We start from the raw sequence: 18,256 nt of genomic DNA on the forward strand, positions 1-18,256 counted from the left end.
TATTTCACTTAATAAAATAATTTACATACGGAGAATGAAAAATTTTTCTGATAAATCAAACATAAAATGTGATACTGTAGTTTTAGGTGGAGGCCCAGGCGGTTATACTGCGGCATTTCGAGCGGCTGATCTAGGTCAAAAAGTTTTATTAATTGAGCGATATCAATCTCTTGGTGGAGTATGTCTTAATGTTGGTTGTATTCCATCTAAATCATTATTACATATAGCTAAAATTATAACGGAATCAGAGGAAATAAAAAAATTTGGTATTAATTTTTATAAACCAGAAATAGATATTGAGAAATTATGCAATTGGAAAAAAAATATTATCACTAAATTATCAAATGGTTTAAATAAATTAATAAAAGCACGTAATATAATATTAATACATGGCAATGGAATATTTAATTCTGCTAACAGCATAATCGTAGAAACAATTTATAAAAAAATAATTATTTCATTCAAAAATGCAATTATAGCAACCGGTTCCTCTGTTATTAAAATTCAAAATTTTCCATATGATGATCAACGCTTAATTAATTCAACTCATGCATTAGAGCTTAACAAAATTCCAAAAAATATGTTAATTATAGGAGGAGGAATTATTGGGTTAGAAATGTCTTGTATATATAATGCTCTTGGTACAAACATTACAATCATAGAATCTTCTAATCAATTAATTCCATTTGCAGATAAAGATATAATTGAACCATTTAAAAAACATATTAAAAAAAAATATCAAAAAATCTATTTAAATACTAAAGTTAAAAAAATAGAACCTTTTCAGAAGGGATTATTTGTTACATTTGAAATAAATAAAAATAATTCTAATTATTTAGTCAAATCAAAATTTTTTGATATTGTACTAATGGCAATTGGACGATATCCAAATAGTAAAAATATTGGTCTTGATAAAACGGGTATTCTAGTTGACAAAAATGGATTTATATTAGTCAATAAACAACAACGCACTAATATTTCTCATATTTATGCAATTGGAGATGTTTGCGGGACTCCAATGCTTGCTCATAAAGCAATAAGTGAAGCTAAAATAGCCGCTGAAACCATATCTAATTCTAAGGTGAAATTTGATTCATTAGTTATTCCATCAATAGCCTATACTGATCCAGAAATAGCATGGGTAGGATTAACAGAAAATTATGCTAAAATTAATTTTATTTCTTATAAAAAATCTATTTTTCCTTGGTCATTTAGTGGTAGAGCACTTACCTTAAATCGTAAGGAAGGTTTAACTAAATTATTATTTGATCCGAAAACAAAACGTATTCTTGGTGGAGCTATCGTTGGAGTTAATGCCGGAGAATTATTGTCTGAAATTACATTAGCTATAGAAATGGGGGCAAATTTAGAAGATATCGCATTAACCATACACGCGCATCCAACCTTATCTGAGACTTTCATGATTGCATCAGAACTTGGGTTAAATATAGCCACCGATTTATATGTAACAAAAAATGTAACAAAAAATTAAAATATTTATTATAAAATTGTTATCATAAAAATAAATCATAGTGATAGGTGGATTTGAACCACCGACCTCAGCGTTATGAGTGCTGTGCTCTAACCAAACTGAGCTATATCACCAAAATAATAAAAAAAAACATTATAAAAATAATTATATCAAAAAAATTCGATAAATGAAAATACGTTAAAACGTAGATTTTAAAAGATTTAGTATTTTTTGTACGCAATTTTTTTCTAAACAATCAATGATAATTTTTTCATTCATATTACGAAGCCATGTTAACTGTTGTTTTGCTAATTGTCTAGTGGCTATAATACTTTTTTCTTTTAAAGTATTTCGATCAATTAAACCATCTATATATTCCCATGTTTGACGGTATCCTATACATTTCATTGATGGTAAATTTAGGTTTAAATTCCATTTTTTACGTATTTTTTTAACTTCATTAATTAATAAATCTTTATCAATCATTTTATTAAAACGATCTGAAATTCTTTCGTGAAGAATATGACGATTAGATGGTTCTAAAGAAATTAACAATAAACGATAAGGTAATTTTTGTGTAACATTATTTTTATTAAAAAAAAAGACATAGGTTTTCCGGTAATTTCAATAACTTCTAAGGCTCGTTGAATTCTTTGTTTATCTTGTGGATTTAAACGGTTAGCAGTGACTGGATCTAATAATTTTAATTTATCATATAAAACTGATATACCAAATTTATTAATATCAATATTAAATTGCGCGCGCAATTTTAAGTTAGCTGGAGGTAATTTATTTATTCCATCACGTAAAGCTTTAAAATATAACATAGTCCCCCCAACTAATAAAGGTAATTTTTCTTTTTTTAAAATATCTTTAATTGAAAATAATGCATCTTCACAAAATTGAATCACTGAATACGACTTAGTTGGTTCAATAATATCTATTAAATGATGAGGCGTCATCTTCCTTTCAATAATACTTGGTTTATTTGTACCAATATCCATGTCATAATAAACTAAAGCTGAATCAATAGAAATAATTTCACATGGTATATATTTTGATATTTTAAGTGCAATAGAAGATTTTCCAGACGCGGTGGGGCCTAAGATTGCAACTACATATGGTTTATTTTTAACATATTTCATAAAAAATATTTTTATCTAAAAGAAACTTAATGAATTTATTTTTTATAATCTTTTGAAGGGTTTTATATAAAAAATTTATTTTAATCTATAAAATATAATTTTATTAATAAATTTTTTTAAATAATTTTTAAAATATCTTTAATTTTTTAAAAAAGTAGTTTACTATATAATTAAAAATATTGATTACATATAAATTTTATGAAATTCTAAACCTTATAATAAAATATAAAATTAATTGAAAAAAATGTTAATTAATATAATAAGAAAATATAAAATATTTTTATTTTTAATTTTTCCTTTATTTTTTGAAGGGTGTAAAGCTGTTTTATTATCTCCCTCTGGTGATATTGCATTACAACAACGTAATATTATTATTATTTCAATGATTTTAGTATTAATAATTATTGTTCCAGTAATGTTGTTAACAATTTTTTTTAGTTGGTATTACCGATCCTCTAATATTAATGCCACTTATTCTCCGGAATGGGGGGATTCAAATAAATTGGAATATTTAATTTGGTCTATACCAGTACTTATTATACTTATACTTGGTACAATTACATGGATAAGTACACATAAATTAGATCCATATCAACCATTATCTCGTATCAGTAGTAAATATAAAAATATATCACCTAATATAAAACCATTAATAGTAGAAGTAGTGTCACTAGATTGGAAATGGTTATTTTTTTATCCACAACAAGGTATTGCTACTATTAATGAATTAGCTGCGCCAATAAATTATCCAATTGAATTTAAAATTACATCATCCAATATGATGAATTCTTTTTTTATACCCGCATTAGCGGGACAAATTTATACCATGCCAGGAATGGAAACTAAATTACACGCAGTAATTAATAAAATTGGTAAATATGAAGGATTTTCTTCTAATTACAGTGGATTAGGATTCTCTGGAATGAGATTTAAATTTTATGGAATGAATAAAAAAAATTTTAATTTATGGATAAAAAATATCAAAAATAATACTCCTAAAATTATTTTAAATAAAGAAATTTATACTAAACTTTTAAAGCCAAGTCAATATGATCCTGTTTATTATTATGCTAATGTTTTACCTAATTTATATGAATATATTCTTAATAAAAAAGAATAGATTATATAAAATTAATGATAATACCTTTTAAAAATAACATTTTATTTTGAAAATTATAATTTTATGTTTAAAAATATAAATTTTTACCAATTAATATTAGGGCGCCTTACTTGGGATGCAATTCCTTTACATGACCCAATTTTATTAGCAACTTTTTTTATGGTTTTAATAGTTGGTTTAACTATACTTGGCTTAATAACTTATTACCATTTTTGGGGTTATATATGGAAAGAATGGTTTACTAGTATTGATCATAAAAAAATTGGTATTATGTATATTATTCTTGGTTTAATTATGTTATTCCGAGGATTTACAGATGCTGTTATGATGCGTCTGCAACAAGCAATTTCCTTTGGAAATTCTTTTGGTTATTTACCTCCAGAGCATTATAACCAAATCTTTACTGCACATGGTGTAATTATGATATTTTTTGTTGCTATGCCATTAGTTACTGGAATAATAAATTTTATCGTTCCATTACAAATTGGAGCAAGAGATGTCGCGTTTCCATTTTTAAATAATCTTAGTTTTTGGATGACTACTGGTGGAGCTATACTTGTAATGATCTCTTTATTTATTGGAGAATTCGCAAGTACCGGATGGCTAGGTTATCCACCTCTTTCTGGTATTGCTCAAAGCCCAGGAGTTGGAGTTGATTATTATATCTGGTCATTACAAATTGCTAGTATTGGCACATTGTTATCTGGTATTAATATAATTGCTACCATTATTAAAATGCGTGCACCAGGAATGAAATTAATGAATATGCCAATTTTTACGTGGACTGCATTATGCGCTAATGTACTAATTGTTGCCGCTTTTCCTGTGCTAACTTCTGTGTTATTTTTATCGGCGTTAGATCGTTATATTGGTACTCATTTTTTTACCAATGATCTTGGTGGAAATATTATGATGTATGTTAATCTTATATGGATTTGGGGGCATCCTGAAGTATATATTTTAGTTTTACCGGTATTCGGTATTTTTTCTGAAGTAGTGTCAACATTCAGTAGTAAAAGATTATTTGGTTATTCTTCTATGGTTTATGCGACAGTTGTGATCACTTTATTATCTTATATAGTTTGGTTACATCATTTTTTTACTATGGGATCTGGTGCGAATGTTAATGCATTTTTTGGTATAACTACTATGATTATTTCAATACCAACTGGCGCAAAAATATTTAATTGGCTTTTCACTATGTATCGTGGTCGTATACGATTTGAGGTACCTATACTATGGACTATAGGTTTTATGATAACATTTGTTATAGGAGGAATGGCTGGTGTTATATTAGCAGTTCCAGCAGCAAATTTCTTATTACATAATAGTTTATTTTTAGTTGCTCACTTTCATAATGTAATTATTGGAGGCGTATTATTTGGTTTAATGTCTGGAATCAATTACTGGTTTCCAAAGGCATTTGGTTATAAATTAGAACCATTTTGGGGAAAATGTTCATTTTGGTTTTGGTTAATTGGTTTTTATGTGGCATTTATGCCATTATATATACTTGGTTTTATGGGAGTTACTCGTCGTATGAGTCATTTTGAGGATTTCTCATTAAAAATTTGGTTTCAAATTGCCGCGTTCGGTACACTATTAATAGCAATAGGTATTATTAGTTTTGTAATACAATTAATAGTTAGTTATCATAAACGACATATATTAATTGATATTACAGGAGACCCATGGAATGGTAGAACTTTAGAATGGTCCACCTCTTCTCCCCCGCCGGTTTATAATTTCGCATTTATACCATTAATACATCAATCTGATGCCTGGTGGTATATGAAAAAAAATAATTTTAAGTTTCCAAAGGATGAATTTCAAGATATTCTTATGCCAAAAAATACTAATATTGGCATTTTAGTTTCTATTTTCTCTTTAATTATGGGGTTTGCATTAGTATGGCATATGTGGTTATTGACTATAATATCATTTATTATTACACTAATGATAGTGATATATCATACCTTTAATTATAAAAGAAACTATTACATTTCTTCCAAAGAAATCACTTGTATTGAAAAAAAACGTATATTATCATAAGATTATGATACCTAAAACTACTAATAATTTCTCTAAAAATTACTTAAAAAATAAAAAAAATACAAATTATTATATAACTCATACATCAAGTCATGAAAATTCTACTATTTTAGGATTTTGGTTATATTTAATGAGTGATTGTTTAATTTTTTCGTCTTTATTTGCAATTTATGCTGTATTAGGTCATAATTATGCAGGAGGACCAACTGCAATTCAAATATTTCGACTTCCATCAGTTGTCATAAATACAATAATTTTACTATTATCTTCATTAAGTTGTGGTTTCGCAATTATACAAGTACAAAAAAAATATGTAAATTGGGTCATTTTTTGGTTATCAATTACTGTTTTATTAGGTATTTTTTTTGTTATTTTAGAATTAAATGAATTTATTGAATTAATTAATAAAAATTTTGGTCCATGGCGGAGTGCTTTTTTATCATCATTTTTTGTTTTAATAGGTGTACATGGATTACATATTATTTTTGGTATAATCTGGTTAATTACTTTAATTTTACAAATTAAAAAATATAATTTAATTTTAGAAAATCAACGTAGAATAATTTGTTTATCTATGTTTTGGCATTTTTTAGATATTATTTGGATTGGTATATTTACATTTATATATTTAATGGGAATATTGTCGTAGATTAAAATAATTTTTTATAAAAATAAATATGTATACTAAAAAATATAAAAATAATTTTTACAAAGATACTTTTTTCTTTGGAACAATAAAGGATTATATAATTGGTTTTTTTTTATCACTAATTTTAACAGTTATTCCATTTATAATTTCTTTTAATAAAAATAATAATTTTTTAAATGTAAATATTATTAAATTTATAATTTTAAGTTGCGCGATTTTACAAATTATCATTCATATGATCTATTTTCTTCATATGAATATTAAATCTGAAAACGGATGGATTATATTATCGTTTATTTTTACATTAATATTAATAGTAATAATGTTTTTTGGATCAATTTGGGTTATGTATCACTTAAATCATAATATGATGCCTAATATGTAATAAATTTATTTAAATAAAAATTTAACTTATTCTTCCTTGAGTAACTCTTTCGATTCCAGAAAGATCGCGCCAACTTTTTATATTATTAAAACCATATTGAAAAAATAATTTTCTAACTAAATTTGATTGATTATAACCATGTTCTATTAATAATAACCCATCATTCACAAGATATTTTGATGCATTTTTTATGATTTCTTTTATTGATGATAATCCATCGGAATAATCAGTTAAAGCCTTAATTGGCTCAAAACGTAAATCACCTTTATTTAAATGAATATCTCCTTTTGAAATATATGGTGGATTAGAAACAATAATATTAAATAATTTTTTATAATTTTGTAAATTATTATACCAATTACTTTTTATAAATTTAATTGGAATATTATATTTAGTTAATTTTTTTTGTGCATTTTTTTTTGCTATTTTTAAGGAATATTCATTAATATCAGTAGCAATAATTTCAATTTTATTTTTAGAATATACAGCTATTGCGATAGCAATAGCCCCGGATCCAGTCCCTATTTCTAGTAATTTTATTTTTTTTTCAAAATTTTTTTTTATAATTAAATCTACCAATAATTCGGTTTCGGGTCTTGGAATAAAAACATCTGAAGTTATATTTAATACTAATCCATAAAATTCCTTTTTACCGATAATATATGCAATTGGTTCTCCTAATACACGTCTTTGAATTAATTTATTCAAAATATTTATTTCCTGCTTATGTAATTCTTTTTCGTGATTAATAATTAATTCTACTTCAGATAATTTGGTAACATATTTTAATAAAATATTAGTTTCAAATATATTAAGTGATGAATTTTGTTGTAATGTAAAAATAGTATTTTTTTTTAACATAATAAATTTTTATTTTGAGAATAAATTTTCTATTAAATTAGATTGATGCTCTATTAATAATGCATTAATAATTTCTTCTAAATCCCCGTCCATTATATAATCAAGTTTATATAATGTTAAATTAATGCGATGATCCGTCATTCTTCCTTGAGGAAAATTATAAGTACGAATACGCTCACTTCGATCCCCCGATCCAATTAATAATCTACGTATTTCCGCTGTATTAGACTGTTGCTCACGTAATTTAGAGTCTTTAATTCGAGCTGAAAGAATTTTTAATGCAAATGCTTTATTTTTATGTTGACTACGATCGTTTTGACATTGAACAACAATACCAGTTGGAATATGCGTAATACGAACCGCTGAATCAGTTTTATTAATATGCTGTCCACCTGCTCCTGATGCACGATAAGTATCTATTCGCAAATCAGAGGGATCAATATTTATATCTTCAATTTCATCTGATTCAGGTATTACAGCTACTGTACAAGCTGATGTATGAACACGACCTTGAGTTTCTGTTTTTGGTACACGTTGAACCCTATGAACACCGGATTCAAATTTTAATTTTGAATATACGTTCAAACCAATAATACGTATAATAACTTCTTTATATCCCCCAATTTCAGAAAGAGATCTAGATATTATTTCAAATTTCCAATAATTTCGTTCAGAAAATCGTGTATACATTTTCAATAAATCATTAACAAATAATGCAGATTCATCTCCCCCGGTTCCAGCCCGAATTTCTATAAAAATATTCCGTTTATCATTTTTATCTTTTGGTAAAATTAATTTTTTTAACTCTAATTCAATATCAAATATACGTTTTTTTGCTAAATTCAATTCATCTAAAGCAAAATTTTTCATTTCTAAATCATTTAACATTTCTTTTGCTGTTATAATATCCTCATTTATTTTTTTATAATTATTGTAAAGTTCTACAATAGGATATAAAAGAGCATGCTCACGTGCTTTTTTACAATAATCTTTAATATTATTATGAATTTCTTCCTGTGTTAGTAAAAAATCTAATTCTTTTAATCGTTTTGAAAATTTTTCAAGTCTAGAGAGCATTAAAGGTTTCATAATCTTATTGAGTATTAAAAGGAAAAATATAATAATTTTTATAAAAATGTAAATATTAATTAATAAAATATTTTTTTCAATATTATAAATTTCATTTATAATATAAATACATTTTATACAGAATTTTAATTAAATTAATTTTAAAATAAATAAATTTATTTTTTATTTTAATTAAAATATGAAATATTTAATAATATTAACTTAAAAACTTTTTCTAGTGAATATCATAATTATTATAGGATTAATTTTTTTAAACGGAATTTTTTCAATGTCCGAGATTGCAATAATTACATCTAAACGTGTAAGATTAAAAAAATTAATTGAAAAAGGTAGTATTGGTGCTTTATCAGCACTTATTCTTTCTGAAAATCCAATTCATTTTTTTTCAACAATTCAAATTGGTATTACTTTAATTAGTATTTTTAATGGAGCATTTGGAGAGGCATCTTTAGTTGCTTCTCTTACACCTAAAATAGAATTTTTTTCATTAATGAGACCTTATGCGCATGAAATCTCATTAATTATTGTGGTATTTAGTATTACTTTTTTTTCATTAATTTTCGGAGAATTAATTCCAAAACGTATTGCTATGCAATATTCGGAAAAAGTTGCTTCTATAATTTCTCCCTTAATGTTATTTTTATTAAAATTAATGGGGCCATTTGTTAAAATATTAACAATTAGCACTGAATCTATTTTAGATATATTAAATATCAAATACAAAAAAAATGATTTAATAACAGAAGAAGAGATCTCTAAATTATTTCGTGAAGGCGTTGATATTGGAATTTTTAATAAAATAGAATATAACATTGCGTCTCGTGCTTTAAAACTTGATGATCAATGTGTAATAGCCTTAATGACACCTCGTATGAAAGTAAATTTTATTGATATTGATGATGATATTGAAAAAAATTTAATTAAAATTTTCAATAGTTCTTATAATTATTTTCCGGTTTATAAAAAAAGTATTTCTCAAATAATTGGTACTCTGAATACTAAAACTTTATTTAAAAAAATTATTTTTAATCGTTCAATTATAAATATTGATATTGCTTCTGCTGTACAACCTCCATTATTTATACCGGAAACAATTAGCATCATGCAACTGCTAGAAACACTTAAAAAAAATAAATCCGAATTATCATTGGTAATTGATGAATATGGTGAAATTGAAGGAATAATTACTATTAACGATATAATTCATTCTTTAATAGAAGATATATCAGATAATATCTATCAAGAAGAAATAGAATTTTGTGAAGATGGATCTTGGATAATAAATGCTAGTATGACATTTGATCGATTTCAGGAATTATTATCAACTCAAGTAAATTTTCCAATAAAAAATTCTAGAAATTATCATACATTAGCTGGTTTTGTAATGACATTTCTTGGTCATATCCCAAGAATATCAGAAAATTTTACATGGAAAAATTTAAAAATAGAAGTAATTGATATGAATAATAATCGAATAGAACGTCTTTTAATAACTATATTAAAAAATAAAAAATAAATATTAATTAATTTTTATATTAAATTTAATAATTTATTAAAAGTTTTACTAGGACGCATTGCATTATTTATTAATTTATTAATTGGCATAAAATAACCACCAATGTTTACTGATTTTCCTTGAATATCTTTAAATTCTTTAATAATTTTATTTTGATTCTTCATTAAAGCATTAAAAAAAGGAGTAAAGAAATAATTTAAATCTTTATCTAATTTTTGTGTTATTAATGCTTGTGCCCAATATATTGTTAAATAAAATTGACTTTCTCTAGTATCTAATTCATTAACAATCGGTGATGGTAATTTATTGTAATCAAGTAATTTGTTAATAGCTATTTCTAATGTTTTTGAAAGAATATTAGCTTTTTTATTATTTGTTTTTATAAAAAGACATTCCAAAGAAGATAATAAAGCTAAAAATTCGCCTAATGAATCCCACCTTAAATGATTTTCTCTTAAAAATTGCTCAACATGTTTGGGGGCAGAACCACCGGAACCTGTTTCAAATAAACTTCCACCAGATAATAATGGAATAATGGATAACATTTTAGAGCTAGTGCCTAATTCTAATATTGGAAATAAATCAGTTAAATAATCACGTAAAACATTTCCTGTTACAGAAATAGTATCTTGACCATTAATTAAGCGTTTTAATGTAAAATTCATGGCATCAATTTTAGACATAATTTGAATATTTTTTATATCTTTTATATTATATTTTTTAAAAAACGATCTAATTTTTTTAATTATCTCGAATTCATGTGGACGCTTAGTATCTAACCAAAATATTGTTGGTATATTAGTTTGTTTTGCTCGATTAATTGCTAATATAATCCAATTTTTAATTGATTCATCTTTTGTTTGACATACTCTCCAGATATCACCTTTTTTAACATGTTGCTCAATTAAAACATCATTATTATAAATATCAACAATTCTAGCTATACCGTCGTAAGGAATTTTAAAAGTTTTATCATGTGAACCATATTCTTCAGATTTTTGAGCCATTAATCCAATATTTTGCACTGTTCCCATTATTGATGGATCTAAATTATTTTTTTTACAAAAATTAATAATTTCTTGATAAATTTTAGCAAATGTACTATCAGGAATAAGAGCTTTAGTTTCTTTTTCATTACCAATTTTATCCCACATTTTCCCTCCATTTCGTATCATAGTAGCCATAGAAGAATCGATAATTATATGATTTGGTGCATGTAAATTACTAATTCCTTTTTTTATATCAACCATTGCAAATGAAGGCCCATTAATATTGCATTTTTTTATATCATACATTATTTCCTCATATTTATTTTTTGGTAAAATTTTTATTTTATTGAATAAGCTACTTAAACCATTATTTATATTAATATTTAATTTTTTAAATATTTTTTCATGTTTTATAAAAACATTTTTATAAAAAGTTTTTATTGCATATCCAAAAATAATTGGATCTGACTTTTTCATCATAGTGGACTTTAAATGTAATGATAATAAAAGATCATTTTTATGTGCATGTTTTATTTGATTTTCATAAAAATCACATAATAATTTTTTACTTAAAAATGAGCTATCAAGGATTTCATCTTTTAATAATGATATTTTTTTATTTAAAATAAGAATTTTTTTATTACTATACAGTAATTCCATTCTAATATTACAAGATTTATTTAATGTAATGCTTTTTTCATTAGCATAAAAATCACCTTTATTCATACACGAAACATGCGTCTTAGAATTAGGGCTCCATTTTTTTATATAATATGGATTTTTACGTGCATGGTTTTTAATTGATACCGGTATTCGACGATCTGAATTACCTTCTCTTAATATTGGATTAACTACACTGCCGATTAATTGAGAATATTTTATTTTTATTAATTTTTCTTTTTCAGTTTTAGGATTTTCGGGAAAATCAGGAATCTTATAACCATGTAATTGTAATTCGGAAATCACATTAATTAATTGTGGTAATGATGCGCTAATATTTGGTAATTTAATAATATTGATATATGGTTTTATAATTAATTGACTCAATTTATATAAATCATCTGAAATTTTTTGATCTTCTCTTAAATAAGAAGAAAATTTAGATAATGTTCTAGCAGCTATTGAAATATTACTACTAATAATTTCGATAGCCGCTGGTTTAGTAAATTTTTTAATAATAGGAAAAAGAGAATAAGTTGCTAACATGGGTGCTTCATCAGTTAATGTATAAAAAATAGTTGATCTATTAATAGTCATTATTTTATAAATCCTTTGTATTTTTAATTATTCTGAATAATTTAAATTGTTTTATAAAATCAGAATTTGAATTTTTTTGGAGAGAGAGGGATTTGAACCCTCGATAAGTTTTTTAACTTATACACGCTTTCCAGGCGTGCGACTTAAACCGCTCATCCATCTCTCCTTGATTATAAATTTTAAAAAATATAATTAAATATATAATTAATATTATTTAAATTTAAGAATGAAAAATTATATATTTAATTAATTTAAATTTTATGGATTACTATTTTTTTCTTTTTCAGTTGATGAATTGTTTTCTAATTCTAATGTATTGGCTGGAATTATTGCTGTTGCTATTGTTGGGTCTTCTTCTGTGCTATGAATTACAGTAATACCTTTAGGTAATTTTATATTCGATAAGTGAATAGATGTATTTACTTCCATTTTTTCTAAATTAATTTCTATAAATTTAGGTAAATCCTTAGGTAAACAAGAGATATATAGATCAGATATTACATGACTTATTATACAAGAATGTAATTTTATAGCAGGTGATATTTCTGAATTTATAAAATGTAAAGGTACTTTTACATGAATTTTTTTTTCTGTATCAACGCGTTGAAAATCCGCATGTAAAACTAGTTTTTTATATGCGTGTAATTGAAAATTACGCAATAAAACTAATTCAACTTTTCCATGAATTTCAAGATTTAATATAGAAGAATGAAAAATTTCTTTTTTTAATGCATAATATATCATATTATGATTCATTATTATTTTAACAGGATCTTTATTTCCTCCATATATAATACCAGGTATTTTTCCTATTTTACGTAAATTTCGACTAAAACCAGTTCCTTTTTTTATGCGTTTAAATGCAATAATTTTCATTTTTTATTTTTCCTTTAATTCTTTATAAGAAAGAAATTTTATAATATAAATATTATTAAATTTATAATATAAATATTATTAAATATGCAAAGTTTTATTAATTAAACATTCATTAAAATAAAAATTATAGACTCAAAAAAATTGAATATTTTTAAGATATTAATAATAATTATTATTTACATAATAATTATTATTAATATGAGAGGTATTTATAAAGAAATTTTATTATTTTATAAAGAATTCAGGGGAAGAAGGATTCGAACCCTCGAATGCTGGAATCAAAATCCAGTGCCTTAACCAACTTGGCTATTCCCCTATATTCATTTTTTAATATTTAATACTTAAAATATATTTTAAAATATATTTATTTATAATATTAAAAATATTAAAATAATAATATTAAAAATATTAAAATAATAATATTAAAAATATTAAAAATATTAAAATAATAATATTAAAAATATTAAAATAATAATATTAAAAATATTAAAAATATTAAAATAATAATATTAAAAATATTAAAATAATAATATTAAAAATATTAAAATAATAATATTAAAAATATTAAAATAATAATATTAAAAATATTAAAAATATTAAAATAATAATATTAAAAATATTAAAATAATAATATTAAAAAATGAATATAGGAAAAAATAATTAAAAATATTTCCAATAATTTTTGAAAACTTCTTAAAAATTTTTCAATTTTATAAGAATTTTTGAATTTTGTCAATTTATTAAAATTAAAATGAAAAATAATATGTTTTATAAAATTTAAAAACTTTAAAAAAATTCTTTATGAAAAATGGTTAAAAAAAATAAAATAGAAATTAATAAATTTGATAAAAAATTTTTTTCTAATACTATTATTTCTTGGCAAAGAAAATATGGTCGACATATGTTACCATGGCAAAATACAAAAAATATATATTATATATGGTTATCTGAAATAATGTTGCAACAAACTCAAGTTAATACTGTAATTCCATATTATCAACGTTTTTTAAAAAAATTTCCAAATATAATGTCCTTAGCACAGGCTAAATTAGAAAAAGTAATGGAATTATGGAGTGGACTTGGATATTATTCTAGAGCTAGAAATTTACATATTTGTGCTAAACATATTTTTTTTAAGTGTAATGGAATTTTTCCAAAAGATTTTATTTCATTAATAAATTTACCTGGAATTGGACAATCAACCGCTTCTGCTATTAGGGTATTTGCTTATGGAAAAAGAAATGCTATTTTAGATGGAAATGTTAAACGTATTCTTATAAGAGTTCTAGGAATTAATTGCTCTTCGAATATCAAATTTATCGAAAAGAAATTATGGTATTATGCTATTAATTTATTACCGAAAGAAAATATAGAAATATATACTCAAGGCCTAATGGATTTTGGTTCAATAATTTGCGTGCGAATTAAACCTAAATGTGAAATTTGTCCTTTGAAATTATGTTGTATAAGTTATAAAACTAAAAAAATAAATAATTTTTTAATTAAAAGAAAAAATATCAAAAATCATTCTATTATGATGTTTATAATTATTGATGATGATTATGTGCTTTTTCAAAAAAGATCAAGTAAGGGTATTTGGGGAGATTTATTATCTTTTCCAGAATATATATTAAAAAATAAAATTATTAATTGTTTAAATGATAATTTAAAAAATTTTATTGATCTTGAAATTAAAAAATTTGTATCATTATTTGGGATTATAAAAAATTATTTAATATTACCTAAAATTTTTCATAAATTAACACATTTAAAATTTAACATTATACCTTGTCAAATTTTTTTAAAAAAATGCTTCTTGAAAGAAAAAAAAAATAACTTTATATGGTATCCAATAAAAAAAATAAAACATTCTCCTATTCCTGCACCAGTAAGAAAAATATTTTCTCAAATATTAAAAAAATAATTTTTATATACAAATTTAATCTCTTATTATTTTTTTATATTTATTTGTACGGGTATCAATTTCAATTAAATTATTTTAATTTACAAATAATGAATTTAAAATAACATAATAATATTTTTTAATTGTATTTTCAATTTTAATTTTTTTAAAAATATTTCTAGAAGTATTTTCTCTGACAGTGGGTTCTGAATATATAACTTTTCGTATTATTGTGGCGGGTAATTCAATTGTAATAATTTTTTCTTGGTAAAAAATACCCTCATATTCCATATCATTTTTAAAAAATTTTAAGATATTTCTAATATTTTTAATTTTTAATTCATATTGTTCGTAATTTTTATTTATAAATATATAAAATGGATTGTAAAATATAGATAATTCATTGGTTTTTTTTAAAAATAATTACATTAATTTTTTTATCACCACGAAAAATATTTTTTATAAATTTATTTGTTAAAATATTTTTTATTTTCCATTTATAAGTAAAATCATTTCGACATGATCTATGAATATCTGAACGTAAAACTATCATTGGTTTATTTTGAAACAAAATAACGTTTTCAACTCGAACTTCTTTTACTAATTTCATACTATGAAATAATAATTATTTAGATTGGTATATTTATTTTAAAATTTAATATATAATTTTATTAATATTATATAATTTTTTTATGAGGATAAATATTTCAAACAAAAGATTTTTTTAAAAATTAAATTTGAATAAATGAATCTTTTTTTTATAAAATTAAGATTACAAAATTTTAAAATTTTATTTGAGACATAAAAAAAGGGGGTATATGTATTATTAATTTTCCGTATTATGCATTAATCACTGATAATATTTTATTAAAGGTAATATTTCAGCGATGAGGTTACTTAAATTTATCCATATAAATAATAGATAATATTGTGATATTTTTATAATTAATATAATTATATGGAGTTTTAAGAGAAAAAATTAAATTATTATATTATAAATTATATTATAAATTTCGTTTTTTTAAATTTATAGTTTTTATTATGTTAATTTTAAATATTTACGTTATATATATTTTAAAAATCACATTTAATTATAATTTTTGTACAAATACAGTTAAAACTATGTACATTATCTATATTTATAATGTTGAAAATATTTTATTTATTAACTAATTATCGATCTAAATACTAAAAAATCTATAACTAAAAAAAAATTGTTAAAGATATTTTTTATTATTTTTTAAATTAAAAATTTTCCTTTTTTTTTATTAAAATTTTTATTAATATATAATAAAATATTTTTCAATTTTTAAATTAAAAATGATTAAAATATCAAAAAATAATAAAGAATACAGTTTCAATAAATTTATTAATACAATTCAATATAAATTTATAGGTGATTCACCAATTGTATGGATGTTTTCTGGGCAAGGGTCTCAGTATTTCAATATGGGAAAAACTCTTTATAATAAAGATGTTACTTTTCGATATTGGATGGAAAAATTAGATACAATATCTATTAAATATATTGGTCAATCAATTATAAAAATTCTTTATAATAATGAGTTTTCTAAAACTGAATTTTTTAATCAAACCTTATATACGCACCCGGCTTTATTTATGTTTCAATATGCTATGTCTCAAACTTTATTAGCTCAAGATTTTAAAATACCTGATATTTTATTTGGTGCTAGTCTTGGAGAATTTATAGCAGCTGCATTTGCAAATATTACAGAAGTAGAGGAAAGTTTATTTGATATTATTAAACAAGCATTTTTATTTGAATTTTATTGTAACAACGGAGCGATGATTTTAGTAATTGATTATATTAATAATTCTTATATTAATTCGATATTTTATGATAAGTATCAATATGAACTTGCTGCTATAAATTTTGAACGTTGTTTTGTTGTTTCTGGATTGTATAATAAAATTACAAAAATTATAAAATTTTTAAAAGAAAAAAAAATTACATATCAAATATTACCAGTATCAACTGCCTTTCATTCTTCGCATATTGATATTATAAAAGATAAATTTAATTTAATTTTTAAAAATAGAATTATTAAAAAATCTACTATACCGATAATATCTTGTGCATATTTATCGTTAAATGAAGTAAATAATATTAAGTTTTTTTCTGGGGATTATTGGTGGAATATAATAAGAAAACCAATACAATTTAGTAGAGTTATTACGGATTTTCAAAAAAAATATCCAAAAGCAATTTATATAGATTTAAGTCCATCCGGAAATATGGGAACATTTATTAAATATAATTTATGTATAAAAAAAAGAAATAGAGTTATTCAAATTGTAGATCCTTTTAATAAAAATATAATTAATATAGGTTTAGCTAAAAAAAAATTAAAAATTTTAATTAATTCTTAAGATTTTAAAATAAATTTTTATTTATAAATTTTTATATATAGATTGAAATTTTATTTTGAATTAAATAATAAAATTCAATAAAAATTATTTTTTTTATATAAATATATTTTATTATATTTAAAAAAATTGTTTTGATAATATTTTTTTGTTAATATAATATTGCTATTATTTTTTATATTATAATAACTTCATTGAATTAGTCTTCATTAAAACATTAATTTAATTATAAAAAATTCACTATTTTAAATAAATATTTAGCGTAATTTTTTTTTTATATATCTATCTTTAGATATTTATATATTAATGAATTTTTTAAAAAAATTACTAATTAAATAAATATTTAGCGTAATTTTTTTTTATATATCTATCTTTAGATATTTATATATTAATGAATTTTTTAAAAAAATTACTAATTAAATAAAAATATTTATATTTTTATTTTTTATATTTCAAGAAATCTTATAAATCGCGCTTTTTTTTAAAGCATTTTTAGTAAAACCCATCAGGTTTTTATATTAATATAAAACCTGCTTGATTTTTGTGTATTTTAAA

16 protein-coding genes and 3 tRNA genes are annotated in these 18,256 nt (G+C 22.4%); 8 read left to right on the plus strand and 11 right to left on the minus strand.

Features of this window, described 5'->3' with window-relative positions; translation table 11 throughout:
• Nucleotides 1–34 precede the first annotated feature (34 nt).
• Nucleotides 35–1,492 carry a dihydrolipoyl dehydrogenase gene (gene lpdA, locus JIC14_RS00950; RefSeq protein ID WP_201329930.1) on the plus strand — a complete coding sequence of 486 codons (1,458 nt, stop codon included), beginning with the start codon at nucleotides 35–37 and terminating at the stop codon, nucleotides 1,490–1,492.
• Nucleotides 1,493–1,530: 38 nt separating this feature from the next.
• On the opposite strand, the gene JIC14_RS00955 is transcribed toward lpdA, so the two are convergent.
• The 3 genes from JIC14_RS00955 to miaA all read right to left on the minus strand — a co-directional run bounded on the left by JIC14_RS00955 (nucleotide 1,531) and on the right by miaA (nucleotide 2,616).
• Nucleotides 1,531–1,605: transfer RNA gene (locus tag JIC14_RS00955), tRNA-Met, on the minus strand.
• Between the two features lie 64 nt (nucleotides 1,606–1,669).
• On the minus strand, nucleotides 1,670–2,026 hold the full coding sequence (locus JIC14_RS02080) for a tRNA dimethylallyltransferase (RefSeq protein ID WP_320412642.1): 357 nt from the start codon (nucleotides 2,024–2,026) through the stop codon (nucleotides 1,670–1,672).
• Entirely contained in the window at nucleotides 2,020–2,616 is a 597-nt protein-coding gene (miaA, locus tag JIC14_RS02085; protein WP_320412643.1) for a tRNA (adenosine(37)-N6)-dimethylallyltransferase MiaA, read from the minus strand. Before miaA ends, JIC14_RS02080 begins: the two co-directional genes overlap by 7 nt.
• A gap of 244 nt (nucleotides 2,617–2,860) precedes the next feature.
• Here miaA and cyoA point away from each other — a divergent pair, with 244 nt between their 5' ends.
• The 4 genes from cyoA to cyoD all read left to right on the plus strand — a co-directional run bounded on the left by cyoA (nucleotide 2,861) and on the right by cyoD (nucleotide 6,822).
• On the plus strand, nucleotides 2,861–3,736 hold the full coding sequence (cyoA, locus tag JIC14_RS00965; RefSeq protein ID WP_201329931.1) for a ubiquinol oxidase subunit II: 876 nt from the start codon (nucleotides 2,861–2,863) through the stop codon (nucleotides 3,734–3,736).
• A 63-nt stretch (nucleotides 3,737–3,799) separates the two neighbouring features.
• Nucleotides 3,800–5,788, plus strand: a complete 1,989-nt coding sequence (gene cyoB / locus JIC14_RS00970; RefSeq protein ID WP_201329932.1) for a cytochrome o ubiquinol oxidase subunit I — start codon at nucleotides 3,800–3,802, stop codon at nucleotides 5,786–5,788.
• 4 nt (nucleotides 5,789–5,792) lie between these two features.
• Nucleotides 5,793–6,437, plus strand: coding sequence for a cytochrome o ubiquinol oxidase subunit III (cyoC, locus tag JIC14_RS00975; protein WP_201329933.1), 645 nt, complete (start codon nucleotides 5,793–5,795; stop codon nucleotides 6,435–6,437).
• 28 nt (nucleotides 6,438–6,465) lie between these two features.
• Nucleotides 6,466–6,822 (plus strand): cytochrome o ubiquinol oxidase subunit IV, encoded by a 357-nt coding sequence (cyoD, locus tag JIC14_RS00980; RefSeq protein WP_201329934.1) that lies wholly within the window; start codon nucleotides 6,466–6,468, stop codon nucleotides 6,820–6,822.
• Nucleotides 6,823–6,843: 21 nt separating this feature from the next.
• On the opposite strand, the gene prmC is transcribed toward cyoD, so the two are convergent.
• Complete coding sequence (gene prmC / locus JIC14_RS00985; protein WP_201329935.1) at nucleotides 6,844–7,683, minus strand: peptide chain release factor N(5)-glutamine methyltransferase; 840 nt, start codon at nucleotides 7,681–7,683, stop codon at nucleotides 6,844–6,846.
• A gap of 9 nt (nucleotides 7,684–7,692) precedes the next feature.
• Entirely contained in the window at nucleotides 7,693–8,772 is a 1,080-nt protein-coding gene (gene prfA, locus JIC14_RS00990) for a peptide chain release factor 1 (RefSeq protein ID WP_201329936.1), read from the minus strand.
• Nucleotides 8,773–8,989: 217 nt separating this feature from the next.
• Between prfA and JIC14_RS00995 the strand changes: the two genes are divergently transcribed.
• Complete coding sequence (locus JIC14_RS00995) at nucleotides 8,990–10,288, plus strand: hemolysin family protein (RefSeq protein ID WP_201329937.1); 1,299 nt, start codon at nucleotides 8,990–8,992, stop codon at nucleotides 10,286–10,288.
• Nucleotides 10,289–10,302: 14 nt separating this feature from the next.
• Here the strand turns inward: JIC14_RS00995 and JIC14_RS01000 are convergent, their stop codons facing one another.
• The 4 genes from JIC14_RS01000 to JIC14_RS01015 form a co-directional block, all read right to left on the minus strand.
• On the minus strand, nucleotides 10,303–12,534 hold the full coding sequence (locus JIC14_RS01000) for an NADP-dependent isocitrate dehydrogenase (RefSeq protein ID WP_201329938.1): 2,232 nt from the start codon (nucleotides 12,532–12,534) through the stop codon (nucleotides 10,303–10,305).
• Between the two features lie 77 nt (nucleotides 12,535–12,611).
• Nucleotides 12,612–12,700: transfer RNA gene (locus tag JIC14_RS01005), tRNA-Ser, on the minus strand.
• Nucleotides 12,701–12,792: 92 nt separating this feature from the next.
• Entirely contained in the window at nucleotides 12,793–13,410 is a 618-nt protein-coding gene (locus JIC14_RS01010) for a 50S ribosomal protein L25/general stress protein Ctc (RefSeq protein ID WP_201329939.1), read from the minus strand.
• A 242-nt stretch (nucleotides 13,411–13,652) separates the two neighbouring features.
• Nucleotides 13,653–13,726 (minus strand) — tRNA-Gln (locus JIC14_RS01015).
• 492 nt (nucleotides 13,727–14,218) lie between these two features.
• Here JIC14_RS01015 and mutY point away from each other — a divergent pair.
• Nucleotides 14,219–15,334, plus strand: a complete 1,116-nt coding sequence (gene mutY, locus JIC14_RS01020; protein WP_201329940.1) for an A/G-specific adenine glycosylase — start codon at nucleotides 14,219–14,221, stop codon at nucleotides 15,332–15,334.
• Nucleotides 15,335–15,409: 75 nt separating this feature from the next.
• On the opposite strand, the gene JIC14_RS02115 is transcribed toward mutY, so the two are convergent.
• The gene (locus tag JIC14_RS02115; protein ID WP_201329953.1) at nucleotides 15,410–15,706 is read right to left on the minus strand and encodes a hypothetical protein; all 297 of its coding nucleotides are present in this window, start codon (nucleotides 15,704–15,706) and stop codon (nucleotides 15,410–15,412) included.
• A gap of 7 nt (nucleotides 15,707–15,713) precedes the next feature.
• Nucleotides 15,714–15,923 (minus strand): hypothetical protein, encoded by a 210-nt coding sequence (locus tag JIC14_RS01030; RefSeq protein ID WP_201329941.1) that lies wholly within the window; start codon nucleotides 15,921–15,923, stop codon nucleotides 15,714–15,716.
• A 710-nt stretch (nucleotides 15,924–16,633) separates the two neighbouring features.
• Here JIC14_RS01030 and JIC14_RS01035 point away from each other — a divergent pair.
• Nucleotides 16,634–17,704 (plus strand): acyltransferase domain-containing protein, encoded by a 1,071-nt coding sequence (locus tag JIC14_RS01035; RefSeq protein WP_201329605.1) that lies wholly within the window; start codon nucleotides 16,634–16,636, stop codon nucleotides 17,702–17,704.
• The last annotated feature ends 552 nt before the right edge of the window (nucleotides 17,705–18,256 follow it).

Origin of the sequence: Candidatus Profftella armatura (Diaphorina cf. continua), from assembly GCF_016593155.1 — a bacterium.
Lineage (GTDB): Bacteria > Pseudomonadota > Gammaproteobacteria > Burkholderiales > Burkholderiaceae > Profftella > Profftella armatura_A.